We start from the raw sequence: 23,330 nt of genomic DNA, 5'->3' as shown, positions 1-23,330 counted from the left end.
GTATAAAATCAAATTCTTAACACTCCCTGTGAAAGATATAATGGGGTGTTTGGATATTGTAAAAAATTTGAATAATGAATAGTAATGGAATGACAAGGAATGAATTTGTAACTATTTTTAGAATAAATTTTATTCAAATAATAGGTGTTCGATGAATGCCATTTTACATCATCCTTGTTTTCATTTTGAGCGTTAAATTCTTCTTCAAAGTCGAAGTCGGAATTCTCAATAAATGCAGAAAAAGAGCTTTCACCTATTTGTTTGATATTTTTTTCTGGAGAAAATTTAGAAATAGGCATTTCATTGCTAGTTGAGGTACTTGCATAAAAGTTATGACCTCCCACTAGCAGCAGAAAAAATAAATAAAAAATAAATTCTTTCGTTTTCATTGCGCGCAAAAGTAATGAATAATAAAAAGTAAATGAACAAAAGCGAGTTAAGATTTAGATAATTTTTAACTTTCAAATAAAAAAAAGACCCTTAAAAAAGGGTCTTTAAAATTATAAGTCTTTCAACATTTTTGATATTTCATCCAATTTTGGAGTAAGAATAATTTCAATTCTTCTGTTTTTCGATTTCCCTTCTGGAGTGTCATTACTCATTAATGGGGCAAATTCTCCTCGGCCAGCAGCAGTTAGATTTTGTTTATTTATTCCTTTATTTTCCGAAAGGATGTTTACAATTGCTGTTGCTCTTTTGGTAGATAAATCCCAGTTATTTTCAATTCCGCCACCAAGATTTCCTGTGATTTTATCGTCATCAGTATGTCCTTCAATCAACACCGAAAGATCCGGATTTTGAGCTAATACTTTTCCAACTTCAACTACTGCAGTTTTCCCTTCCGCATTTACTGCCCAACTACCGGTTTGAAATAACAGTTTATTTTCCATTGAAACGTATACTTTACCATCTTTTTCATGCACGGTTAATCCTTTACCGTCAAATGCTTTTAATGATTTTAATAAAGTTTCTTTAAGCTTTTTCATGCTGGCATCTTTAGCAGCAATATAAGCTTCAAGCTCGCTAAGTCTTTTTGAACTTGCATCCAAATCGGCTTTTAGTTTATTCAAACGTGCTTGTTCTGCAGCCATTGCTTTCTCTTTTGCTTCCAGTTGAGCAAGCAATTCCCTGTTTTTATTGATGTTTGCGGTAAGCGCTTCATTACTGTCTTTTTCTAAAGCATTGTAAGAAGCTTGTAATGTTTTCAAGCTTTTATCGGTTGCAGCACAATTAGCTTGCAATTTATCATAGTCGGCTTTTAGCTTATCATAATCAGCTTTTAGTTTAGTACCATCAAGTTCTAACTGATTTTTTACTTTATTTAATGCTTCATTATCATCAGCTAATTTTCGATTTTCTTTCTTTAAATCGGCAAATTTATTTTCTAAATCTTGGTATATTTTTTTAGACACACAAGAAGTAGAAAGCGCTAATACTAATAGACCTAGGGAGATTTTTTTTATCATTGTTTATTAATTATTAGTTAGTATTTTCGGGTTTTATTCGTTTATTTCAACCATTATTGGGCAATGGTCTGAATGTTTTGCTTCGGGTAAAATGACTGCTCGACTCATTCGATCTTTTAAGTTTTCACTCACTAAATTATAATCGATACGCCATCCTTTATTATTCCCTCGTGCACCTGCTCTATAACTCCACCAAGAGTAATTGTGCGGTTCTTTATTAAAATGTCTGAAGCTATCTATAAAACCTGATTTCATAAAAGCATCAAGCCATGCACGTTCTTGAGGTAAAAATCCGGAAACAGTTTGATTACGAACAGGATCATGAATGTCTATTGCCTCATGACAAATATTATAATCGCCACAAATAACCAAATTTGGAATTTCTGCCTTCAACTTCATAATGTAATTATGAAAATCATCCATGTATTTAAACTTATGATCCAATCGATCAATATTGGTTCCAGAAGGCAAGTACAAACTCATTACCGAAACATTCTCAAAGTCGGCTCTTAGATTTCTGCCTTCAAAATCCATGTAATCAATTCCTGTGCCATAAACTATTTTTTTTGGTTCGATTTTAGATAAAATGGCAACGCCACTGTATCCTTTTTTGGTAGCAGGAAAATAATATTGAAAGGGATAACCGGCAGCAGTAATATCTTCGGTTGGAATTTGGTCTTCGGTTGCTTTAATTTCTTGCAAACAAATAACATCGGGATTGGCTGATTGTAGCCATTCAAAAAATCCTTTTGTAATTGCAGCACGAATACCATTTACATTGTAAGAAATGATTTTCATTTTACTTTTTTAGTTTTTCAAAAGTAAATAAAATCGGTAATACTTTTTCTATTTAGATAAAATTATAATATTTTTTTAACCATTGAAGGAATTAATAATTTTTTAAAATTGCTTTACAATAGAATTGCTATATTTGTTACTTGTTCTAATTTAGAAAAAAAGTAAATGGGTTTAGTCACTGCAAAAGAAGTTTCAAAAGCAATAAATGCCGAAAAATATGGTATTCTAGGCACTTTCGCTGGATGGGTCTTAATGAAGGTTCTCAAAATTTCTACCTTAAATAAAATTTACGACCGGAATAAACATCTTCAAGAACTGGAATTTTTAAATGCTTTGTTGGATGAATTGCAAATAAAATTTGAAATTCCTGAAGAAGATTTAAAACGTTTACCTAAAACAGGAGCCTACATTACCATTTCAAATCATCCTCTTGGCGGAGTTGACGGAATTTTATTGTTAAAATTAATGCTTGAAAGAGAGCCTAATTTTAAGATCATTGCCAATTTCTTATTGCACCGAATAGAACCTATGAAACGCTACATTATGCCGGTGAATCCTTTTGAAAATCATAAGGATGCGAAATCGAGTGTAATTGGCATTAAAGAAACCTTAAGACATTTGAGCGATGGAAAGCCTTTAGGGATGTTTCCTGCAGGAGAAGTTTCTACTTATAAAGATGGAAAATTGGTAGTTGATAAAACCTGGGAAGAAGGAGCTATAAAAGTAATTCGAAAAGCTCAAGTTCCTGTTGTACCCATTTATTTTCATGCTAAAAACAGCCAATTATTTTATTTACTTTCTAAAATTAACGGCACACTTAGAACAGCCAAATTGCCATCGGAATTACTTACACAAAAAGACCGCATTATAAAAGTTAGAATTGGAAAACCAATTTCTGTAGCCGAACAAAATGAATATACTTCGGTGGAGGATTATTCGGAGTTTTTGAGAAAAAAAACCTACATGCTTTCGAATTCGTTTAATAAAGAAAATAAATTATTAACGGTTCCTAATTTGAAACCTCAAAAAAGCCCTAAAAAAATTGTTACTCCTGCTAATGAAGAAGCAATGATTGCAGAGGTTGCAAAATTAAGAGAGACCGATTGTCGTTATTTTCAAAGTAAAAACTACGAAGTCTTTTTTGCAAAAGCAGATGCTATTCCAAATGTACTTCACGAGATAGGAAGACTTAGAGAAATTACCTTTAGAGAAGTAGGTGAGGGAACGAATGAATCGATTGATTTAGATAAATACGATCAATATTACCGCCACATGTTTCTTTGGGATGAAGAGGCTAAAAAAATTGCGGGTGCCTATAGAATGGGATTGGGTTCAGAGATTTACCCTAAACACGGTATGGCAGGATTTTACTTGAATGATTTATTTAGATTTGAAAGTGAGTTTCATGAGATAATGCAAAATTCCATAGAAATGGGAAGAGCGTTTATAATAAAAGAATACCAACAAAAACCAATGCCGCTGTTTTTGTTATGGCGCGGAATTATTCATACCACATTACGTTTCCCTGAGCACAAATACTTGTTAGGAGGCGTTAGTATTAGCAATCAATTTACTGATTTTTCAAAATCATTAATGATTGAATTTATGAAGTCCAATTATTACGACCCATATATTGCTCAGTATGTTCATCCTAAAAAAGAGTTTAAAGTGAAGCTTAAGGATGCCGATAAAGACTTTATTTTTGATGAAACGGAAGCCGATTTAAATAAGTTTGATAAAATTATTGATGAATTGGAGCCAGGTAGTTTACGTCTTCCGGTATTAATTAAAAAATACATTAAGCAAAATGCTCGCTTGGTAGCATTTAATGTTGATCCACTATTTAATAATGCGATTGACGGCTTAATGTATATTCGAATTGCCGATATCCCAGAGAGTACCATGAAACCAGTTATGGAAGAATTTCAGGCTGAATTAGAAAGAAAACTTGGCGAAAAATTATAATTCATTTCACCCTAAACCTACCATTTAATTTATTACACTCTAGTGTCACACTGAGCTTGTCGAAGTGCTAAAATAAATTAATATGAAATCTTATTTTGTTTATATCTTAAAATGTTGTGACGCCTCTTATTATACAGGTATCACAAATAATTTAGAGAGAAGAATATTAGAGCATAAATCTGGTCTAAATAATGAATGTTACACATTTAGTAGGCGTCCAATTGAATTAATGTGGTTTGAAATATTTAATGATGTTTCAAATGCAATTGCAATAGAAAAACAAATTAAAGGCTGGAGTAGAAGAAAAAAGGAAGCATTAATACTTCAGGATTGGGACAAATTGGTTTTGTATTCAAAAAATTATTCTCAATTTGGTAATCCTATAAAGTCTGAAAAATAAAGATTCACTTTTATTTGGTCTTCGACAAGCTCAGACTGACAGCGGGGTGATGCTTTTCAATCTAAACTATCAATTGACCCTTAGGTGATGTCACATTCAACCTAACTTAACTTTTTGTTTATTCATAAATTAGTGTCACACTGAGCTTGTCGAAGTGTAAATCTAATTAACCTTTACTTTTTCTTGAAACGAAACCCAACTCTTTTCTGTTAAAGTTTGTTTTTTCTGGTATTTTTTACCTTTCAAATAAGCTAAAATATATTTAGCGCGCTCTTCCGATTCTGGGTGAGTTGAAATCCATGAAAGTGTATTTGGCAAGGCCTCTTTTTGTGCTAGTTCAAACATAAAATCGGCCATTGGCTCTGGGTTAATATTTGCATTAAGCAAATACTTAACACTTTCCATATCGGCTTCTTTTTCTAGGGTTCTATCATATGCTGAAGAAGAAAGTGTTTTAAAAATTTCTTTTATTATTTCTCCTCCTTTGCCTCCTGAGGCTGCAGTTAGCAAAACAGACAAACCAACTTCTTTAGAAAGTTTTTTCATCACATGATTGTTTTCAATATGGGCTATTTCATGTCCGATTACACCTTGTACCGCTTCTTGCTTTTTACAATCAAGTAATAAGCCGGTATAGATAACTAAGTGATTATTTGGCAATGCAAAAGCATTCACTTCGTCATTTTTTACAATATGTATTTTTAAAGAATCTCGTTCTATTTTATTTGCTTTACAAATAGGTGCTATTAAACTATCAAGAGTTTTTACAATTGAATCGTTTGTAATAACATCTTCAGTTTCATTAATGTTGTCCCAAATTAAATCACCAATTTTGTTTTCTACAGAAGTGGTGTTTTTTTCAATTTGCATAATACCAACAAAATCAACTTTTGATAATCCGAACCATATTCCGAAAAATAAAGCCAAAATAAATAGTCCTTGAAAAATGGTTTTATTATGCATCTGTACGACAAATTAAGTTAGTAATATTTCCAAAAAAGAATTGTTTTACAAATTTTCCTTTTCGAGATTCAACAGCACAATATATGGTTGAAATAAATTCGAATATATTAAAACAAAAAGCAGTAATTAGATACGCAAAATAGCGATTGCTAACCTGTTCGTCTCCAAAAACAATTGAAACCGTCCACCAGAATCCAAAACTATTCATGCATAACAAAGCAGCTTGAGAAATCAATGCTTGGGTGCAGTGCCAACGAACAAAATAGGTGCTTTTTCTATTGGCAATATAAAAAAAGAAAGTGGCAATTAAATTAATGATTGGCAGGGGCAGCCCAGCAACCAATGCTACCAATGACATCAAGTAACTGTTGGAAGCTTTCTCCGATTCGTGATCGGTTGGTTTATAATCAAAGTTGGTGTTTTGTGTCATAGTGCTTTTTTGATATTCCAAATCCAATTAATAATAACTAATGTTATTAATAGTATTGCAATCCATTTGGTTTTGATTATGTTTTCTGCTTTGTGATAGTAGTTGTAAAAAGAGTCTTTTTTAAAACTAATATCAAATAATATCCACAAAGGAAATACAATCATCATTGTTGCAACTAGTATGCCAAAAGGATTCATTTGCAAAGAAGCCATCCAATTATTTTTTAATAGCAATTGAATGGCTCTAGTAGTCCCACAGGAAGGGCAAGGATACCCTGTTATGTTTTTTACCATACAAGTGCGTATTGAAGCACTTTGTTCGGCATATATAGTTTTATAAAAAAGATAACTAAAACCTGTAAAACAAGCTATAATTAGTATTAGATATAACCTGTTTTTAGACATTAATTAATATAATGCATTGTGAAACATTTGCATATTTTTTTCACGAGTAGCGCCTTGAATCATAAACCAATCAATGATTGCCCATATTCCAAGACCACCACAAGTTAATAGCTTTCCTACACCCATTCCGGTATCTCCTATGTAGAAACGATCAATACCATATGCTCCTCCAAAAATTGAAATAATAAGAGCTGTAGTTGGTTCTTTAAATTGAAGACTGTGAACGATTGATGATTTTGAATCATCTAAACTTAATAATTTTTCTCTAACAGCATTTAGATGATAGCTTTCAAAATATTTTGAATTCATCATCATAAACATATCTACTTTTTGTGCGTCCATAATTTTGTTTGTTTTATTTGATTTAGATCACTAAAATAGAAAAATTATTTGAAATTCAAGTATGAAATAAAAAAAGCACTATAAAAGTGCTTTTTAATTATTATTCTAATGCCTTAGGGTTGGCACCATATTTATTTTCTGTTGGTTCTCCTTCGGTGCAAAACAACACTAATAACCATATTGCACCAGCTAATGGGATAAGTACAATAAAGTAAAACCATCCGCTTTTACCAACATCATGTAATCTTCTTACTGCAACTGCTAATCCAGGGATGAAAACTGCCAAAGCACAGAATAAATATAAATAGCCATAAGGCAATATGCCAAAGGTTAACCCAAGCACGTTGTCTAAAACTGCTGCTACAGCTAATACAATTAAATTCATTAGTGCGAAATACCAGTATTCTGATCTTCTTGCTCTACCGCTAAAATTAGCATAATTTTCAAAAACAACTTTTTTGTACCAATTAATCATAGTTTATAAATTTGGTTAGCCCTACTCTTTAAGGATTTTCGGTTACTCCTATTTTTCTTAATCAAATATAATAAAATAATTAATATATGTTAAAAAAATAGAAATTTCGAAATAGCATTAATTAATAATTATAATATTATTAAATTTTATAATATGATATTATTTTATTCACAATAGTTTGTGCTAATTTTTCGTGGCTTTCATGGGTCCAGCCTGCAATGTGGGGGGTAAGTAATACATTTTCTGCTTCCAATAAATAGCTTAAGGCATCTGGTTTTTCGGCTTCTATAAATAAATTTTCAAAAGACAATTTCTCATATTCTAACACATCTAAGGCTGCTCCAAGTATTTTTCCGGTTTTTAGCGCCTCTACTACATCGGCAGTGACCACATTTTTACCTCGTGAAGTATTTATGAACCAAAATGGCTTTGTAAAAGAATTAATAAACATAGTATTCACCATGCAATCGGTTTCGGGAGTCCATGGAATGTGCAAACTCAGCACATCGGCTTCTGATTGTAGCTTTTCAAGACTTACTTGAGTTGCATATTGATTGCCTACATTTTCTTGAATGTCATAACACAAAACGTTCACATCAAAACCTTGTAATTTTTTTGCAAAAGATTTACCCATATTTCCATAACCAATAATCCCTACGGTTTTGTTTTCTAATTCAAAACCTCGGTTTCCTTCCCGAATCCATTTGCCTTCTCGCACCATTCTGTCGGCACGATTGAGTTTGTTCATTAATGAAAGTAACATGCCAAGAGCATGTTCCCCTACAGCATTTTTATTTCCTTCGGGAGCAGCAATCAAATGAATGCCTTTGGAGGTTGCATAGTCACAATCAATGCTTTCTAGTCCGGCTCCCACACGAGCAATAAATTGTAATTGGGTTGCTTTATCAATAAAAGCGGAATCAATTTTAAACCGACTGCGAATTACAATTCCGTGGTAGTTTTGAATTTTGTCTTCTATTTCTTCTTTAGATGAAGTGAAATCTTCTTCATTATGAAATCCAGCAGCTTCCAATTGTTTCCACAATAAAGGATGGTTGCTGTCTAAATGTAATATTTTTATAGATGAAAGACTCATAATATTTAGAAAGCATAAAAATACTTAATTTTAAGATATGTTTGAATTTATTGTAAAACAAAAAAGTCCGCTAGAAGCGAACTTTTTATAAGTGTAATTTATTTTATTTTTTTATTATCTTCTTAGATGAAGTGGTTCCTTTTTCATTAACAAAGTTTACCAAGTAAACTCCTGAAGCAAAACTAGAAATATCAACGGCATGAATTCCGTATTCTAATTTATTTGAAAGTACTTGTTTTCCATTCAAATCAAAAATCTCCATAGAGGTTGCTTTTAATACATCCAATTCCAATTGTGAATCAACAAGGGATGACTTAATAATTACTCCTGAAGTTTCTAATTGGTTAATTTCGTCTGAAGTCAAGCTCGGATCAAATCTATAGGTAATGTCAATAGTGTTCCCTGAAAGATTTCCAACTTGATAAAATCTAAAAGAATAATCTTTTGGATAAACGCCCGAACCTACAAGAGTGTTTAAGAAATGACCTTCATTTCCGCTTGATTGTCCTGGCCCTAAAGTTACATAAGGTTGATTAACCGGATAAGTTGAACCTTCTGAAACAGAAGAAATACAATCTGGTCCAAAACATAATTCAAAACCAGATCCATCATTATTAACTAATGTAGTACAAACAATTTTTACATTGGTTGAAGCGGTAGTTGAATTGTTTTTTACATAAAAATCCAATTCTGCTGCTGGGAAAGCAATTGTACTGAAAGCAACAATTTGACCATCTGCTAATGGTGTTAAATCGTGTCTAGATAAAGATATCTGAGAATTCCCTAAAGCTGTAATAAAAAGTAGTATTAAAAGTACTATTTTTTTCATATTTAATTGATAATTAACAGGAAGTTGACCTGGGCCAACTTCCTGTATTTATAAGATTATTTTAAAATTATTTTTTGTGTTTCTTCAGAACCTTCACTAATTACTTTAGCCATATAAATTCCTTTTTGTAAAGAAGATAAATTCATTTGCGTTTCATTAGTAACTTGATTCATAGTGTAAACTACTTTTCCGGTAATATCCATAACCACCACATCAACAGGAGATTCGGTATTTATTTTAACAATACCATTTGATGGATTAGGATATAATTTTAATTTAGATGAGTTTGCAAAACTATTTGTTGATAAAGCTTCTGTAGCAACTTTAGATTGCATGATTGCTTTTGTTGCTGGATCTTGAATGAAAACAATAACATCCAAATCAGTCATTTCTTCAATATTCAATCCAGTTAAAGTTGTTTGTAAATTATTTGATGAAAGAACATCATGAGTAAAGTTAACAGCTGTACCACTTGCGTCTGGCATCATTTTCATCATTACATTATGGAATTCAGTTTCTCCATTAGATGCAATATTTCCTGTTGTTAATTTTTCAACTACAGCAACATATAAAATAAAGTTTCCTGTTAAATAAGGTGTTGTATTTACTTGAACAGTCATGTCGTTTCCAACCAAAGATTTTGTAGCATCAATAGAAAAATAGGCGGGCTTAGCAAGCGCACTTGTTAAATCGCTTTCCAATAAAGAGGCGCTCCAGTTTGTACCGTCTTTAGAATCAACGTATAATGTTGGCGCTCCTGTAACACCATAGTAAGAAACTCTTGACCCTACTTCTGCAGTGTAATAAGGATCTCCAGATCCTGGCCAGTTTACTTGATAACAAATTAAAGAGAATTCACCTGGATGACTTGATAAAAATGGATTGAAATAGGTACCATTAAAACTCGCACATGGAGAACAAGTAGCACTTGAGAATTTTTCATACAAAGGGAATCTTGTAGTTGAACCACTTGCAACAGAAACTGATTTTGTAATCATATCATTAGTTGCATCTGCATCTACGCTTCCGCCATTAATATTTGAAACCCATGCTTTTACAGAATATAATCCAGGAGTTGCATTCCATTGGTCATTGTGAGTAAAAATATAAGTTTGACCTGCAGCTAAGTTCAATCCCGAAAATGATTGAGTATAAGTAGTACCGGCATCAACTTGCCATTTAACATCAATAGAGTTTAGGGTAGTTAATCCATTATTTTTAATTGTTCCTGTTATTGAAGTCATCCCGCTAGGAATAATTGAATTTACACTTAATTCACTCATTTGAGCATCATTTGCAGGAATTTGATCTACAACTATTTCATCAATAAAAATATTGTTTCCATATGCAGAAGTACCTAAAATATTAATATATCCGGTACCTGTTAAAGTTCCTGGAATATTAAAAGAATACGAATACCAACCGTCTGCAGAAACAATTGGAGCTAAATCTTTAGATCTATTCACTGTTCCTAATAAAGTACCACCCGCAGCAGTTGATGTATTGTAATACACTTTAATGTTGTCTGCATCTGTTGAATATCCAGAATCTCTGTACATTTTAAAATTAACTCTATAACTAGCTCCAGAAAAAGTAATAGCAGTAGAAGTTAATCTTCCAGTACTACCCGAAGGTATGTTATAAGCATTAAAACGAGCCATTCCAGCTCCAGCGAATGGTGTACAAGCAGGTGCTCCACCTGTAGTTCTTCTAGACCATGCACTAATGGTAGTTCCAGCATCACTTGTAACAGTAGTTGAAGACCATCCTAAAGATGTATCAAAATTTTGAGTAGCAACTATTTGAGCGTTACCTACTAAAGTGATAAAGAATAAAAATAATAAAGTAATTTTTTTCATAGAGTTTTTTTTATTGATTAATTTTGTAAGTTATTCATTCATAATGCAATTATAGGCAAATAATTTCAATATTTGTCTGTAATTATTTAAAAATTATTATCAATAATCAAATAAAACTAACATAAATAAATATATTTGCTAAAAATGGGGGATTAGCTCATTTGGCTAGAGCGCTTGCCTGGCAGGCAAGAGGTAACCGGTTCGACTCCGGTATTCTCCACAAAAAAAGCCTTAAGCTTGTAATTATAGCTTAAGGCTTTTGTATTAAAGTAAAGTCAACCGTTACTTCTCGTTTTTCAGCTCTTCAGCTACTTTTTCTAACTCCATATACCAGTCGGCTCCAAATTTTCTAATTAAGGCTTCTTTTACAAATTTATAAATTGGTATTTGTAGTTCTTTTCCTAAACTGCAGGCATCATCACAGATGTCCCAACGGTCGTAATTTACTGCAGAAAATTCGCTAAAATCTTTAACCCGAATCGGATACAAATGACAAGAAACGGGTTTTTTCCAAGAAATAACCCCTTGATTATAAGCTTGCTCAATACCACAAAGTGCTGTTTTTCCATCAAAAATTACATAAGCGCAGTCTTTATTATCAATAAGTGGTGTTTCTAAGTCTTGTTCGGTTCCTGTTACCCATGTCCCTAATTTTTCGATGGCTTCTATGCCTTCTTTTCGCAGAAAAGGTTTTACACTTGGATATATTTCTTCCATTATTTTTGTTTCTTCCAAACTCAAAGGAGCTCCTGCATCACCATCTACACAACATGCACCATGACAAGCTGATAGATTACAAACAAAATCTTTTTCTAAAATATCTTCCGAAACAATGGTTTTTCCTAATTGAAACATAAGGGATTCTTTTTTATTTGGCCAAAGGTACAAAGGTTTTTTATGTTTTTATAACTTCAATTTATTCTAAAATTAATAGAGTCATTAGTTGCTTACTAATTGTAAAGGCGTAATTTTGCTGCATAAAACTTACAAGTATGTTAGGATTTGATTTTAAAGAAATTGCAACCATAAGCATGGTGCTTTTTGCAGTAATTGATATTGTTGGAACCGTTCCAATTGTGGTAGATTTAAGACAAAAATACGGCCATATAGAATCTGAAAAGGCTTCTCTAGCAGCAGGAATTATTATGATCACCTTTTTATTTGCCGGGGAAGAATTGCTAAATCTTATTGGTATAGACGTTCACTCTTTTGCGGTAGCAGGGTCTTTTGTATTATTTTTTCTTGCAATTGAAATGATTCTTGGAATTCGTCTCTATAAAGAGGAAGAAGCCAGTTCTGCATCGATTGTACCTTTGGCTTTCCCTTTAATTGCCGGCGCAGGAACCATGACAACTTTACTTTCTTTAAAATCTCAGTTTCAAACAATCAATATTTTAATTGCAATACTATTGAATATTATTTTGGTTTTTATTGTTTTAAAATCTTCTGCAAAAATTGAAAAAATGTTGGGTAAAAATGGCTTGGGAGTAATTAGAAAAACTTTTGGAGTGGTACTTTTGGCAATTGCTGTTATATTATTTGCTGCTAATGTTAAAGGATTATTCCATTAATTGCTTTTTTATTATTTTTACACTTTAAAATAATGTTATGAAAATTTTTACCTCAATACTGATTCTAATTGCTGTTGGCTTGGTTATTTTTAATTTAACCATGATAGATTTTAATAAGCCTTTTGAAGGCAACAGTAGTATCGCTTTAATTGGAGTTGTGGCTTCTTTTTGCGCTATTTTTATTTTACTAATATTTAAGTTGTCAAAGAAAATAGACGATAAACTTAAAAATCAATAAGTTATTTTTTTAACACTGCTTTTACCATAGCATCTTCTTTTAAGAGTACTTGGTAATAGTAATTTTCTCCAAATAATTGTCGGGCAAATTCTGCGGTGATGTATCGCTGAACTAATTCTGAGTTTCCCGAAATCTCAACATCAATTCCTTCGTGTGACAAGTATTTTTGAAATTGTTTTAGGTAATACGGATTCGTTTTAATTTTTGTTTGAAATTCCTGAAATGAATCTCCTTTAAAACTATTTGGATAATGATCTAATTGTTCAAAAACAAAATGGCCAACTACGCCAGTTTGCAAAATATAATCTAAGGTTTCATTTCCCTTAGAAACTTCCAAAGGCACGAAAACATCAGGCACAATGCCGCCACCTCCGTATACAAAACGCCCTTTTTTTGTTTTAAATTTTAAGGAATCAGGAATTTTTATTTTCCCTTTATCATATAATTCGCCACTTTCATATCGATTTTCAGATTCTCTGTAATACGAATCGCTATCTCCTTTTTTGTAATATTTTTGAATAGAACGACCACATGGGGTGTAATATCTTGCAATGGTTAATCGAACAGCAGAGCCATCTTCAAAGTTTAATTCGCGTTGCACCAATCCTTTTCCAAATGACCTTCTTCCGTAGAGCATTCCTCGATCATTATCTTGAATTGCACCTGCCAATATTTCGCTTGCCGAAGCTGAATTTTCATTAATTAATACTGAAACTTTTCCCGTTTCGAAGTTGCCATTTTCGGTGGCAAAGGTTTTTTCTATTTTTCCTTTTTTGTTTTTTGTGAATACAATTAACTCCTTGTCTTTTAGCAATTCATCGGCTACCTGAACGGCCATTTCCATGAATCCACCGCCGTTTTCACGCAAATCAATTACCAATGAATTAATACCATTTTTCTTTAATTTCATTAAGGCAGTATGAAATTCTTTACCTGTAGATTCGGCAAATCGATTGATTTTTATATAACCTGTAGAAGGATTTAATAATACAGCAGCATCAACACTTTTTATCGGAATAACATCGCGTTTTACTGTAACTTTTAGTTTTTTGTTTTCCGATTTTCTATAAACCGTTAGCGTTACTTCCGAATCTTTTTCGCCTTTTAATTTACTGTATAAAATTTCATTTTTTAGATTTTTTCCAAAAAGCTGAAAGTTATCAGCATATAATATCCGATCTCCTCCTTTAATTCCCGCCTTTGCTGCAGGACCATTTTCAATAGGTTTTATTACGGCAATAGAATCTTTATAGGAGTAAAAATTAACCCCTATTCCTACAAAGTCTCCCTTCATGTTTTCAGCTAAAGAAGCTTGCTCACTTTTTGGCACATATACCGAATGTGGATCAAGATGGGCTAAAATTCCGGTTAGCGTTAAATCTACAATAGAATCGGTTTGAACTTCATCTACATATTCTTTATCTATAAAATCAAGAAGGGTGTTGAGTTTGGTTTTGGAGTATTTTTTACCGAATGTTGCTACAGGAGCATGATAATTTAAAAGTTCATCTATTACAATCCCCAAGGCAATGCAGGAGAACAACAAAATAGGTAAATAGGTTTTTTCTATTTTCATTTATAATGTAATAGTAGATAGGGCAAATGTTATTCTAAATCCTCTATTTGAGCAACTTCAATTCCGGCTTTAACCAAAAAATCCAATCCTGAAGTATCTTTGTAACCTTCTTTGTAAACCACCCTTTTTATCCCCGATTGATGAATTAATTTACTGCACTCTTTGCAAGGTGAAAGGGTAATATATAATGTAGCATTATCACAAGTTTGAGTAGATCGAGCTACTTTCAAAATGGCGTTGGCTTCTGCATGGAGCACATACCATTGCGTAAATCCTTCTTCATCTTCACAACAGTTTTCAAATCCAGATGGGGTTCCGTTATATCCATCAGAAATAATCATTTTGTCGCGAACAATGATGGCACCTACTTGCTTTCTTTTGCAATAGGAAAGTTTGCTCCATTCGGCAGCAATTCTTAGGTAAGCCTTATCGTATTTATTTTGCTTTTTTTCTTTCATGATTTAGCTACAGGCGCTAAGTTTGTTAATTGGGTTTACAAATATACTAACCCAAGGGTATTTAATACAATTTATTTCTTCCAAATTGGATTTTCTATAATTAAGGGCACTACAACTCCCAAAACAAAACTTGACATAATTAAATTAAAATCTCTTTTATTAAATCGAAGGAGTGTTTGCGCAATAAATGCCATCAATAAAACTAAAATAATCACTGCTATTTGAGCCAATTCTATCCCTAAAGCAAACTCTAATAGAGGTGCCAATTTTTCAATTGGTTTTCCGGGTAATAAGGTGTTAAAATAATTTGAAAAACCAAGTCCATGGATGATTCCAAAAAACACGGTAACCCCTCCAATGAAAGTAATTGTATCATTTTTGGAGGATTTTCCGGCCAAAACAATATTTGTCAAAGCGGTAATAAAAATAGTTACCGGAATTAATAATTCAACCCAACTACTTTTCACCATAATAATATTAAAAACCGATAACAACAATGAAATCGTGTGCCCAAGTGTAAAGCAAGAAACCAATATTACTAGCCTTTTCCATTCTTTTGCAACATAAGGCACGGTTAGCACAATCAAAAACAACAGATGATCGTAAGCACGAATATTCAACACATGCTCCAATCCAACTTTTAAATAAACTAAAAATTCATCCATTTTAAAATTATTTAGTTATTAACTATCGTAAACATACAAAATATTTTGAAATCATTTAAAAATAAAATCCCGAGAAGTCTCTCGGGATTTTACTATTTACTATCTTTCATAAATTCTTCTGCCTTTTCTACCATATTGTAGCTTCCGCAAAAAAATGGCACTCTTTGGTGAAGTTCGGTTGGTTGAATTTCTAAGATTCTTTGATAACCATCACTTGCTTTTCCTCCAGCTTGTTCGGCAATAAATGCCATAGGATTGGCTTCATACAATAATCGAAGTTTCCCATTTGGAGCTTTTGAACTGGTAGGATAAATATAAATTCCTCCTTTAATTATGTTTCTGTGAATATCAGAAACTAAACTACCAATATATCTAGAGGTATAAGGTCGATCACCTTCCTCTGTCTGGCAATATTTAATGTAATTTTTCACTCCCTGCGGAAAGTGAACATAGTTCCCTTCATTAATAGAATAAATAGAGCCCTCTTTAGAAAATTGCATATTTGGGTGAGACAAATAAAAAGTTCCTATTGCTGGATTTAAAGTAAAACCATTAACTCCATGTCCTGTAGTGTAAACAAGCATTGTAGAAGTTCCATAAATAACATAGCCTGCAGCCACTTGATTAATTCCTTTTTGTAAAAAATCTTCCGATTTAACAGGAGTTCCAACAGGAGTAACTCTTCTAAATACCGAAAAAATCGTTCCTACCGAAACATTCACATCAATATTGGAAGATCCATCCAACGGATCCATCAAAACAACATATTTATTATTGTGCCCTTTGTCACTTCCTTCTACCGTAATAAATTCATCATTTTCTTCCGAAGCAATTCCGCAAACAATCTCCCTATTTATTAAAGTCTGAATAAATATTTCGTTAGCATAAACATCCAATTTTTGTTGGTCTTCCCCCTGAATATTTTGTTCTCCAACAGCACCAATAATATCAACCAAACCCGCTTTGTTTACTTTGTAATTAACGACCTTGGCAGCCAATCGAATGGAGTTGATAATGCGTGATAATTCTCCTGAAGAATATTGAAATGCATTTTGATTTTCAATGATAAACTCTCCTAAAGTAGTGTTCTTGTTTTCCATTTTGCAAAGTAGTGGTAGTTAGACTACAAATGTAGTTTTTTATTTAAAAAAATCATAAGAAATGCTCCTATATATAATAGTTTTTAAGAAAATTAAATTTACTTTTGTTTGATTTCAAAATCAATAATAACACCTTCATTTACGTATGAAAATTAGAAAAGGAACTCCCTCAGATATGCCTGCTGTTTTATCTTTAATTAAAGAATTGGCAGTCTTTGAAAAAGAGCCCGATGCCGTTGTGGTAACTGTTGATGATTTAGTTCGAGATGGATTCTCTGAAAACCCCTTATTTCACTGTTTTGTTGCTGAATTAAAAGAACAAATAATTGGAATAGCACTCTATTATTATCGTTATTCAACCTGGAAAGGTAAAACCATCCACCTTGAAGATTTAATTGTTCAAGAAAAACACCGCGGAATTGGCGCCGGGATGGCACTCTACAAAGAAATTATCAAACAAGGTAAAAAAGATGGCGTGAGAAGATTGGAATGGTCGGTTTTAGATTGGAATCAAAATGCCATCGATTTTTATGAAAAAACGGGTGCCAAGGTATTACCCGAATGGCGATTGGTTCAAATGGATGAACAGGTAATAGATGCATTTTTAAACTCCAATTCGTAACAATTAATTTGTTTTTAATAGCTTTGGAGAATATTTAGAATTTGAAATTTAACAATTGGAATTTATAAAAATATGAGAGTTTTTAAATTTGGAGGAGCTTCCGTAAAAGATGCAGAAGGAATAAAAAACGTTTTCAATTTATTAAATACAGTAGGTGCCGATGAGGTGCTCTTGGTAATTTCGGCAATGGGAAAAACTACCAATGCTCTTGAAGTGGTGATTAAAAATTACTTCGAAAAATCAAGTGCATTCAATGCGTCGCTTCAAGATGTTCGCAAATACCATAACCAAATTTTATTGGATTTATTTGAAGACGAAGAACACGAAGTATTTTTTACCGTTAATAGCCACTTAGCCGATTTAGAATATTTTTTAAGAAGTAATAAATCACCCAACTATAATTTCGTTTACGACCAAGTAATAAGTTATGGAGAAATTGTTTCTACAACCATTGTAAGTTATTATCTAAATGAAAAAGGACTTAAAAACAATTGGATTGATGTTAGAAATTTTATTAAAACCGACACCAATTATCGAGATGCCAATGTAGATTGGGAACAAACAAAAAAATTAATTTCAAAAGGAATAAAATCTAAAACCATAAATATCACACAAGGATTTATAGGTTCGGATCCAAATAATTTTACTACCACTTTAGGTCGTGAAGGATCAGATTATACGGCTGCAATTTTTGCTTATTGCTTAAGTGCAGAAAGTGTAACCATTTGGAAAGATGTTCCAGGGGTTATGAATGCCGATCCAAGGTATTTTGAAAATGCCGTTTTGTTGAATCAAATTTCCTACAAAGAAGCTATTGAGTTGGCCTTTTATGGGGCTTCTGTAATTCACCCAAAAACATTACAACCTCTTCAGAAAAAAGAAATTCCGTTGTATGTAAAATCATTTATAAACCCTTTACTTCCAGGGACAAGTGTTTCTAAAGGCGAAGATTTAGAGCCAAAAACTTCATGTTTTATTGTTAAGAAAAATCAGTTATTACTTTCATTATCGTCCATAGATTTTTCATTTATTATGGAGGAAAACATCAGCGAGATTTTTGCTTTATTTCACCAATACAAAATGAAAGTGAGTTTAATTCAAAACTCTGCGATTAGTTTTTCGGTTTGTATGGAAGATAAATTTGGTAATTTCCATGAATTAAGAGCAATTCTTGCAAAAAAATTCAATGTTTCATATAACGAAAATGTATCCTTGTACACCATTCGCCACTTCACCAAAGAGGCTGCCGAGATGGTTGAAAAAGACAAAGTAGTGCTATTGAAACAAATTTCAAGAGAAACCATGCAAGTGGTTACGAAGGAATAAATTCCTAACTAATTTTTCGAATAATAAATACTACTTTTGACATTTAGGAGTTATCTTATTTATGTTAAAAAATAGTTTTTTATGGATTCTACTATTCTCTTTTTCGGGCATTTTGGCTCAGGAGATTGAAACGCCCTACAAAAACAAAAAAATTGCTTTCACCAAAGACACCATCACCATAGATAAGGTGAGCATCAATCAATCCTTTTTTAAAATTATGGATAAACAAGGAAATCTTGTTGACACCACATTTTATAAAATGGATTTTCAAAAAGCCAAACTAATTTTTAAGGATAATTTTGCTGCTCAAGATTCGCTTACAATTCGGTATTTAAAATTCCCTGAATTCCTTACCAAGTCTTATTCTATTTATGATGATGCCCGTATAGTATCAAATGAAGCTGGGAATTTATATGCAATAAAAAGAGATAATATAAAGCCCTTCAAGCCTTTTGACGGGCTAAATACATCTGGGAGCATTACCAGAGGAATTACCGTTGGTAACAACCAAAATTCAACTCTTAATTCCAATCTCGATTTACAAATAACCGGCCGTATCTCTAATAAAGTTTCCATTAGGGCTTCAATTCAAGACACCAATATCCCGTTACAAAGTGGCGGTTATTCGCAGAAATTAGATGAATTTGATCAAATATTTATCGAATTGTATTCTGATAAATGGAACATTCGTGCCGGAGATTTATTTCTTGAAAACAGACAGTCGAAATTCTTGAATTTCAATAAAAAAGTACAAGGACTATATACCCATTTCACACTTGGAACCCCCGAAAGTAAAACCGATATTTTTGCTTCGGCAGCACTTGTAAGAGGGCAATATGCTAAAAGCAGTTTCACCGGGAAAGAGGGAAATCAGGGGCCTTATAAACTTAAAGGCAACAATGGTGAATTGTATGTTTTGGTAATATCTGGATCAGAACGGGTGTACGTAAATGGTATTTTATTAAAAAGAGGTGAAAACAATGATTATGTGATTGATTATAATGCGGGGGAAATTAGGTTTACTTCTCTTTTTCCAATCACTTCCGAAATGCGAATTGTGATTGAATACCAATATTCAGAAAGAAATTTTACTCGATTTGTCACTTATGCTGGGGCAACGCATGAAGAAGAAAAATGGAGTGTTGGCGGGTTTTTATATTCAGAAAATGATGTGAAAAACCAACCATTGCAACAAAATTTAACTTCTGATCAAGTCAATAATTTAATAAATGCTGGGGATGATCCTGCCTTGATGGTTGCGCCTTCGGCATATTTAGACAGCTATTCGGAAAATAAAATACTTTATAAAAAAGTCAATTTGGGAGGGATAGAAATTTTTAAATATTCAAATGTTTCCACCGATGTTTTATACAATGTAAAATTTACTTTAGTAGGAAACAATCAAGGAAATTACATCCTTTCTAGCAGTGCTGCCATTGGTAAAATTTATGAATATATAGCTCCTATTGGAGGAGTTCCACAAGGGAATTATGAACCCGTTATTAAATTAGTAGCGCCAACGAAACTTCAGATTGCTACTTTTTTAGGTAAATTCAATCCTTCTGAAAAAACCAGCTTCGACTTTGAACTAGGGTTTAGTAATAATGATTTGAATTTATACTCCAATCTAGATGATTCCAATAATCAAGGAATTGCAAGTAAATTTAATGCCAAGCAACGCTTGTATTCGGGGAAATTTCTAATTGATGCTTTTGCAAATTATCAATTAATTCAAAGTAACTTTAAAACCATTGAGCGCTTATTTACAATAGAATTCAATCGCGATTGGAATATTGTAAATCCATCGGGTAACCAAAGTTTGTTGGTTTCGGGATTAAATTTTGATTTAAAAGATAACGGATTTGTGAAATATCAATTGGAAAAATTAGATTTTGCCGATAGTTTTTCGGGGACACGAAATGTAATTCAGGCGAATGTTAAAGACAAGAATTTTGTGGTTTCTCAAAAAGGGAGTTATTTAAAAAGTTCGGGCACGATTTCTAATTCTACTTTTGCACGAAATCAAACCATAGCAAAATATCATTTTCAAAAAAACTGGATTGGCGGAAGTTTTAGAGCTGAAGACAACCAAGAAAAATTGGTTTCCACCAATAATTTATCTGCATTGAGTCAGAAATATTCTGAGTTTGGCGGGTTTATTGGTCGGGGTGATAGTTTAAAAGTATATGCAGAAGTAGGTTATTTGCACCGCGTAAACGACAGTGTGCAAAATGGTTTTTTAAAACGCGTAAATACCTCCGACTCCTATTATATTAAATCCAAATTAATTCAAAATCAGAGAACCAATTTATCTGCATTTGTGAATTACAGACGCTTAAATTTTAACGACCCTTTAAAGCCGTTTGAGCCTTCATTGAATTCTAGAATTTTATACAACGATTCCTATTTTCAACAAAAAATTCAGGTTACTTCGGCCTATGAAACGGCTTCGGGAACCATTGCTCAGCAAGAATTCACCTATTTACAAGTTAACCCTGGGCAGGGAGTTTATATGTGGAATGATTATAATGGTAACGGAATTCAGGAGTTACAAGAGTTTGAGGTGGCTCCGTTTCCAGATCAGGCGAAGTACATTCGGGTGTTTTTACCCAATCAAATATTTGTAAAAACACATCAAAATAAATTCTCCCAATCCATTACATTATCTCCTTCGCAGTGGATGAATGAAAAAGGATTTAAAAAAGTGTTGTCGCATTTTTACAACCAAACTTCTTTTTCGATGGATCGCAAAATTCTTCGAAATTCAGATAATTTTAATTTGAACCCATTTTCTACTAGTTTGGATAACTTACTGGGATTGAATACTAATTTTAGAAATAGTTTGTTTTTTAATAGAGGAAAACAAGACCATTCAATCACTTATACATTTTTAAATAGTCATGTGAAAAGTTTGCTCTCAATAGGATCTCAAGAAAACACCTCGCAATCCAACCAACTTCAATATGCCCATTTAATTCATAAAACATGGTTGTTTAATTTGGATTCATCACTATCAAAATCAACTAGCATTTCGGATAATTATGCGTCTAGAAATTTTGAGTTGCATAATTATACCCTTGCCCCTAAAGTTTCTTATTTGTTTACAAACAATAAAAGTTTATCCATTGTTTACGAATATAAAAACAAAGAAAATACGATAAATTCAATGGAGCGATTGAGCCAGCAACGAATTGGACTTGCTTTTACCTACTCGGGTGAAAAAAAGATAACAATTAACGGAGAGTACTCCTTATATAATAATGCATTTATTGGCGATCAACAAACGCCCGTTGCTTTTCAGATGCTGGAGGGCTTGCAAGCCGGAAAAAATTCAACTTGGCGCTTACTTTTACAGAAAAACCTTACTCAATATTTGGACCTTAATATCAATTATCAAGGAAGAAAATCAGATACTAGCCAATCCATCCACACTGGGAATGTTCAATTAAGAGCTTTTTTTTAATGGCTAATATTCTGATTTATAATATTTTACCCTATTTCTATAAAAATAGGATTTAGTTGCTTTTTAAATTGGCATCTTTGGTTTGAATAAATTCTGAAATTTATTTAATGTTTTAAACACTGCAAAAATCAACTCTAGTAAAAAAATAATACTTAATTTTTAGTATAATTTTTAACAAATATATTTATGAAAAAATTGATTTTAGTGTGTTTAGTTTTTGTTTTGTCTAACACATTTTATGCTCAATAAACCAAAACAAAGGTTAAAAAAGCCAAAGCAACTACTGAAAAAGTGGTGAAAGAAAAAAAGGAAAAAGTAGCCAAGGTTAAAGATAAAGTTTCAGAAACAAAAAAAGAAGCCAAATCAAAGGCAACAACGGCACAAAAAGAAGTTCGTGAAAAAGCAACAAAATCTGCCAATAAAGTAAGTGGAGAATACAATGGGCAAAAAGTATTTACGGGACCAAATGGAGGTAAATATTACATCAATAAAAACGGAAATAAAACATATATTGACAATAACACCGCCAAATAATTTTTTTTATTTTTAATTAGAAAGTCACGGAAAATTCCGTGACTTTTTTTGTTTATTTTTTTATTGAATTTTTTCGATATCTATATGGATATAAAACCCTTCAATCCCTTATTACAATGGAATTTAGTTTTTAAACAATAGCACAAACCACTGTTAAACAATAATTTACAGAAAATCCTTTGCGACGTCTATATAATTGGGCATTGTTAAAAACTAAAGCCGATTGTGAATAAGTTTGACTTTCATTTTTATTTAAAATTGACAACCTTTGTAACAGTAGAAAATAGTTAAAAAAACCCTAAAAAATAGATTATGTCTTTCATCGAACCTATTCTTAAAGAAAATAAAGATCGCTTTGTTATTTTTCCAATTAAGCATCACGATATTTGGGAATGGTACAAGAAACAAGAAGCTTGTATTTGGACTGCAGAAGAAATTGATTTGCATTCGGATATTAACGATTGGAATACCAAATTAAATGCGGATGAAAAATATTTCATCAAGCATATTTTAGCCTTTTTTGCTGCTTCTGATGGAATTGTAAACGAAAACTTAGCAGAAAACTTTGTTAGCGAAGTGCAATACCCTGAAGCAAAATTTTTCTACGGGTTTCAATTAATGATGGAAAACATTCATAGTGAAACCTATTCATTGTTGATTGATACTTATGTTAAAGATGAAGCTGAGAAACATGAATTGTTTCACGCTATAGAAACGTTTCCAGCTATTAAAGAGAAAGCAGAATGGGCT

Annotated in this window: 25 protein-coding genes and 1 tRNA gene; 10 read left to right on the top strand and 16 right to left on the bottom strand. The window is 32.3% G+C overall.

Features of this window, described 5'->3' with window-relative positions:
- Positions 1-8: 8 nt before the first annotated feature.
- The 3 genes from ACKOWY_RS06390 to ACKOWY_RS06380 form a co-directional block, all read right to left on the bottom strand.
- Complete coding sequence (locus ACKOWY_RS06390; RefSeq protein WP_408940608.1) at positions 9-389, bottom strand: hypothetical protein; 381 nt, start codon at positions 387-389, stop codon at positions 9-11.
- Positions 390-500: 111 nt separating this feature from the next.
- Complete coding sequence (locus ACKOWY_RS06385) at positions 501-1,466, bottom strand: OmpA family protein (protein WP_408940607.1); 966 nt, start codon at positions 1,464-1,466, stop codon at positions 501-503.
- Between the two features lie 33 nt (positions 1,467-1,499).
- On the bottom strand, positions 1,500-2,264 hold the full coding sequence (locus tag ACKOWY_RS06380) for an exodeoxyribonuclease III (protein WP_408940606.1): 765 nt from the start codon (positions 2,262-2,264) through the stop codon (positions 1,500-1,502).
- Positions 2,265-2,429: 165 nt separating this feature from the next.
- Here ACKOWY_RS06380 and ACKOWY_RS06375 point away from each other — a divergent pair, with 165 nt between their 5' ends.
- The gene (locus ACKOWY_RS06375; RefSeq protein WP_408940605.1) at positions 2,430-4,229 is read left to right on the top strand and encodes a GNAT family N-acyltransferase; all 1,800 of its coding nucleotides are present in this window, start codon (positions 2,430-2,432) and stop codon (positions 4,227-4,229) included.
- Between the two features lie 82 nt (positions 4,230-4,311).
- The gene (locus ACKOWY_RS06370; RefSeq protein WP_408940604.1) at positions 4,312-4,629 is read left to right on the top strand and encodes a GIY-YIG nuclease family protein; all 318 of its coding nucleotides are present in this window, start codon (positions 4,312-4,314) and stop codon (positions 4,627-4,629) included.
- 162 nt (positions 4,630-4,791) lie between these two features.
- Here ACKOWY_RS06370 and ACKOWY_RS06365 read toward each other — a convergent pair whose 3' ends face one another.
- From ACKOWY_RS06365 to ACKOWY_RS06330, 8 genes are all read right to left on the bottom strand, one after another.
- Complete coding sequence (locus ACKOWY_RS06365; RefSeq protein WP_408940603.1) at positions 4,792-5,592, bottom strand: M48 family metallopeptidase; 801 nt, start codon at positions 5,590-5,592, stop codon at positions 4,792-4,794.
- On the bottom strand, positions 5,585-6,022 hold the full coding sequence (locus ACKOWY_RS06360) for a hypothetical protein (protein ID WP_408940602.1): 438 nt from the start codon (positions 6,020-6,022) through the stop codon (positions 5,585-5,587). Before ACKOWY_RS06360 ends, ACKOWY_RS06365 begins: the two co-directional genes overlap by 8 nt.
- The gene (locus ACKOWY_RS06355; protein WP_408940601.1) at positions 6,019-6,315 is read right to left on the bottom strand and encodes a DUF2752 domain-containing protein; all 297 of its coding nucleotides are present in this window, start codon (positions 6,313-6,315) and stop codon (positions 6,019-6,021) included. Before ACKOWY_RS06355 ends, ACKOWY_RS06360 begins: the two co-directional genes overlap by 4 nt.
- A gap of 114 nt (positions 6,316-6,429) precedes the next feature.
- Positions 6,430-6,768 (bottom strand): TM2 domain-containing protein, encoded by a 339-nt coding sequence (locus ACKOWY_RS06350; protein ID WP_408940600.1) that lies wholly within the window; start codon positions 6,766-6,768, stop codon positions 6,430-6,432.
- A 100-nt stretch (positions 6,769-6,868) separates the two neighbouring features.
- The gene (locus ACKOWY_RS06345) at positions 6,869-7,243 is read right to left on the bottom strand and encodes a DUF805 domain-containing protein (RefSeq protein ID WP_408940599.1); all 375 of its coding nucleotides are present in this window, start codon (positions 7,241-7,243) and stop codon (positions 6,869-6,871) included.
- Positions 7,244-7,382: 139 nt separating this feature from the next.
- Entirely contained in the window at positions 7,383-8,339 is a 957-nt protein-coding gene (locus tag ACKOWY_RS06340) for a 2-hydroxyacid dehydrogenase (RefSeq protein ID WP_408940598.1), read from the bottom strand.
- 103 nt (positions 8,340-8,442) lie between these two features.
- A complete protein-coding gene (locus ACKOWY_RS06335) occupies positions 8,443-9,168 on the bottom strand; it encodes a T9SS type A sorting domain-containing protein (RefSeq protein ID WP_408940597.1) in 726 nt (241 codons plus the stop codon).
- A gap of 56 nt (positions 9,169-9,224) precedes the next feature.
- Positions 9,225-11,027 (bottom strand): T9SS type A sorting domain-containing protein, encoded by a 1,803-nt coding sequence (locus ACKOWY_RS06330; RefSeq protein ID WP_408940596.1) that lies wholly within the window; start codon positions 11,025-11,027, stop codon positions 9,225-9,227.
- 146 nt (positions 11,028-11,173) lie between these two features.
- Between ACKOWY_RS06330 and ACKOWY_RS06325 the strand changes: the two genes are divergently transcribed.
- Positions 11,174-11,247: transfer RNA gene (locus ACKOWY_RS06325), tRNA-Ala, on the top strand.
- A gap of 62 nt (positions 11,248-11,309) precedes the next feature.
- Here ACKOWY_RS06325 and ACKOWY_RS06320 read toward each other — a convergent pair.
- Positions 11,310-11,882, bottom strand: coding sequence for a DUF3109 family protein (locus ACKOWY_RS06320; protein ID WP_408940595.1), 573 nt, complete (start codon positions 11,880-11,882; stop codon positions 11,310-11,312).
- A gap of 137 nt (positions 11,883-12,019) precedes the next feature.
- Here ACKOWY_RS06320 and ACKOWY_RS06315 point away from each other — a divergent pair, with 137 nt between their 5' ends.
- Entirely contained in the window at positions 12,020-12,598 is a 579-nt protein-coding gene (locus tag ACKOWY_RS06315; protein WP_408940594.1) for a MarC family protein, read from the top strand.
- A gap of 37 nt (positions 12,599-12,635) precedes the next feature.
- Complete coding sequence (locus ACKOWY_RS06310) at positions 12,636-12,836, top strand: hypothetical protein (protein ID WP_408940593.1); 201 nt, start codon at positions 12,636-12,638, stop codon at positions 12,834-12,836.
- A 1-nt stretch (position 12,837) separates the two neighbouring features.
- Here the strand turns inward: ACKOWY_RS06310 and ACKOWY_RS06305 are convergent, their stop codons facing one another.
- The 4 genes from ACKOWY_RS06305 to fbp form a co-directional block, all read right to left on the bottom strand.
- Positions 12,838-14,412, bottom strand: coding sequence for a S41 family peptidase (locus ACKOWY_RS06305; RefSeq protein ID WP_408940592.1), 1,575 nt, complete (start codon positions 14,410-14,412; stop codon positions 12,838-12,840).
- 29 nt (positions 14,413-14,441) lie between these two features.
- A complete protein-coding gene (locus ACKOWY_RS06300; protein WP_408940591.1) occupies positions 14,442-14,870 on the bottom strand; it encodes a deoxycytidylate deaminase in 429 nt (142 codons plus the stop codon).
- A gap of 71 nt (positions 14,871-14,941) precedes the next feature.
- Complete coding sequence (locus tag ACKOWY_RS06295; RefSeq protein WP_408940590.1) at positions 14,942-15,535, bottom strand: HupE/UreJ family protein; 594 nt, start codon at positions 15,533-15,535, stop codon at positions 14,942-14,944.
- Between the two features lie 92 nt (positions 15,536-15,627).
- Positions 15,628-16,635: a class 1 fructose-bisphosphatase gene (gene fbp, locus ACKOWY_RS06290; RefSeq protein ID WP_408940589.1), complete on the bottom strand. Its 1,008-nt coding sequence runs from the start codon at positions 16,633-16,635 to the stop codon at positions 15,628-15,630.
- Positions 16,636-16,780: 145 nt separating this feature from the next.
- Here fbp and ACKOWY_RS06285 point away from each other — a divergent pair, with 145 nt between their 5' ends.
- From ACKOWY_RS06285 to ACKOWY_RS06265, 5 genes are all read left to right on the top strand, one after another.
- Positions 16,781-17,257 (top strand): GNAT family N-acetyltransferase, encoded by a 477-nt coding sequence (locus ACKOWY_RS06285; RefSeq protein WP_408940588.1) that lies wholly within the window; start codon positions 16,781-16,783, stop codon positions 17,255-17,257.
- 72 nt (positions 17,258-17,329) lie between these two features.
- Entirely contained in the window at positions 17,330-18,583 is a 1,254-nt protein-coding gene (locus ACKOWY_RS06280) for an aspartate kinase (protein WP_408940587.1), read from the top strand.
- Positions 18,584-18,644: 61 nt separating this feature from the next.
- Entirely contained in the window at positions 18,645-22,046 is a 3,402-nt protein-coding gene (locus ACKOWY_RS06275; protein ID WP_408940586.1) for a hypothetical protein, read from the top strand.
- A 294-nt stretch (positions 22,047-22,340) separates the two neighbouring features.
- Positions 22,341-22,580 carry a hypothetical protein gene (locus tag ACKOWY_RS06270; RefSeq protein WP_408940585.1) on the top strand — a complete coding sequence of 80 codons (240 nt, stop codon included), beginning with the start codon at positions 22,341-22,343 and terminating at the stop codon, positions 22,578-22,580.
- Positions 22,581-22,892: 312 nt separating this feature from the next.
- Positions 22,893-23,330, top strand: a 438-nt coding sequence (locus tag ACKOWY_RS06265) for a ribonucleotide-diphosphate reductase subunit beta (RefSeq protein WP_408940584.1), incomplete at its 3' end; no start/stop codon positions are given.

Origin of the sequence: Flavobacterium sp., from assembly GCF_046073885.1 — a bacterium.
Classification (GTDB): Bacteria; Bacteroidota; Bacteroidia; order Flavobacteriales; family Flavobacteriaceae; genus Flavobacterium.
Note: the sequence above shows the minus strand (reverse complement) of the source record. Positions and strands in the feature narration are given on the sequence as shown.

What these genes read in the sequence shown, in the direction of transcription:
- ACKOWY_RS06390 (WP_408940608.1), bottom strand. Translation starts at nt 389, where the DNA reads ATGAAAACGAAAGAATTTATTTTTTATTTATTTTTTCTGCTGCTAGTG.
- ACKOWY_RS06385 (WP_408940607.1), bottom strand. Translation starts at nt 1,466, where the DNA reads ATGATAAAAAAAATCTCCCTAGGTCTATTAGTATTAGCGCTTTCTACT.
- ACKOWY_RS06380 (WP_408940606.1), bottom strand. Translation starts at nt 2,264, where the DNA reads ATGAAAATCATTTCTTACAATGTAAATGGTATTCGTGCTGCAATTACA.
- ACKOWY_RS06375 (WP_408940605.1), top strand. Translation starts at nt 2,430, where the DNA reads ATGGGTTTAGTCACTGCAAAAGAAGTTTCAAAAGCAATAAATGCCGAA.
- ACKOWY_RS06370 (WP_408940604.1), top strand. Translation starts at nt 4,312, where the DNA reads ATGAAATCTTATTTTGTTTATATCTTAAAATGTTGTGACGCCTCTTAT.
- ACKOWY_RS06365 (WP_408940603.1), bottom strand. Translation starts at nt 5,592, where the DNA reads ATGCATAATAAAACCATTTTTCAAGGACTATTTATTTTGGCTTTATTT.
- ACKOWY_RS06360 (WP_408940602.1), bottom strand. Translation starts at nt 6,022, where the DNA reads ATGACACAAAACACCAACTTTGATTATAAACCAACCGATCACGAATCG.
- ACKOWY_RS06355 (WP_408940601.1), bottom strand. Translation starts at nt 6,315, where the DNA reads ATGGTAAAAAACATAACAGGGTATCCTTGCCCTTCCTGTGGGACTACT.
- ACKOWY_RS06350 (WP_408940600.1), bottom strand. Translation starts at nt 6,768, where the DNA reads ATGGACGCACAAAAAGTAGATATGTTTATGATGATGAATTCAAAATAT.
- ACKOWY_RS06345 (WP_408940599.1), bottom strand. Translation starts at nt 7,243, where the DNA reads ATGATTAATTGGTACAAAAAAGTTGTTTTTGAAAATTATGCTAATTTT.
- ACKOWY_RS06340 (WP_408940598.1), bottom strand. Translation starts at nt 8,339, where the DNA reads ATGAGTCTTTCATCTATAAAAATATTACATTTAGACAGCAACCATCCT.
- ACKOWY_RS06335 (WP_408940597.1), bottom strand. Translation starts at nt 9,168, where the DNA reads ATGAAAAAAATAGTACTTTTAATACTACTTTTTATTACAGCTTTAGGG.
- ACKOWY_RS06330 (WP_408940596.1), bottom strand. Translation starts at nt 11,027, where the DNA reads ATGAAAAAAATTACTTTATTATTTTTATTCTTTATCACTTTAGTAGGT.
- ACKOWY_RS06320 (WP_408940595.1), bottom strand. Translation starts at nt 11,882, where the DNA reads ATGTTTCAATTAGGAAAAACCATTGTTTCGGAAGATATTTTAGAAAAA.
- ACKOWY_RS06315 (WP_408940594.1), top strand. Translation starts at nt 12,020, where the DNA reads ATGTTAGGATTTGATTTTAAAGAAATTGCAACCATAAGCATGGTGCTT.
- ACKOWY_RS06310 (WP_408940593.1), top strand. Translation starts at nt 12,636, where the DNA reads ATGAAAATTTTTACCTCAATACTGATTCTAATTGCTGTTGGCTTGGTT.
- ACKOWY_RS06305 (WP_408940592.1), bottom strand. Translation starts at nt 14,412, where the DNA reads ATGAAAATAGAAAAAACCTATTTACCTATTTTGTTGTTCTCCTGCATT.
- ACKOWY_RS06300 (WP_408940591.1), bottom strand. Translation starts at nt 14,870, where the DNA reads ATGAAAGAAAAAAAGCAAAATAAATACGATAAGGCTTACCTAAGAATT.
- ACKOWY_RS06295 (WP_408940590.1), bottom strand. Translation starts at nt 15,535, where the DNA reads ATGGATGAATTTTTAGTTTATTTAAAAGTTGGATTGGAGCATGTGTTG.
- fbp (WP_408940589.1), bottom strand. Translation starts at nt 16,635, where the DNA reads ATGGAAAACAAGAACACTACTTTAGGAGAGTTTATCATTGAAAATCAA.
- ACKOWY_RS06285 (WP_408940588.1), top strand. Translation starts at nt 16,781, where the DNA reads ATGAAAATTAGAAAAGGAACTCCCTCAGATATGCCTGCTGTTTTATCT.
- ACKOWY_RS06280 (WP_408940587.1), top strand. Translation starts at nt 17,330, where the DNA reads ATGAGAGTTTTTAAATTTGGAGGAGCTTCCGTAAAAGATGCAGAAGGA.
- ACKOWY_RS06275 (WP_408940586.1), top strand. Translation starts at nt 18,645, where the DNA reads ATGTTAAAAAATAGTTTTTTATGGATTCTACTATTCTCTTTTTCGGGC.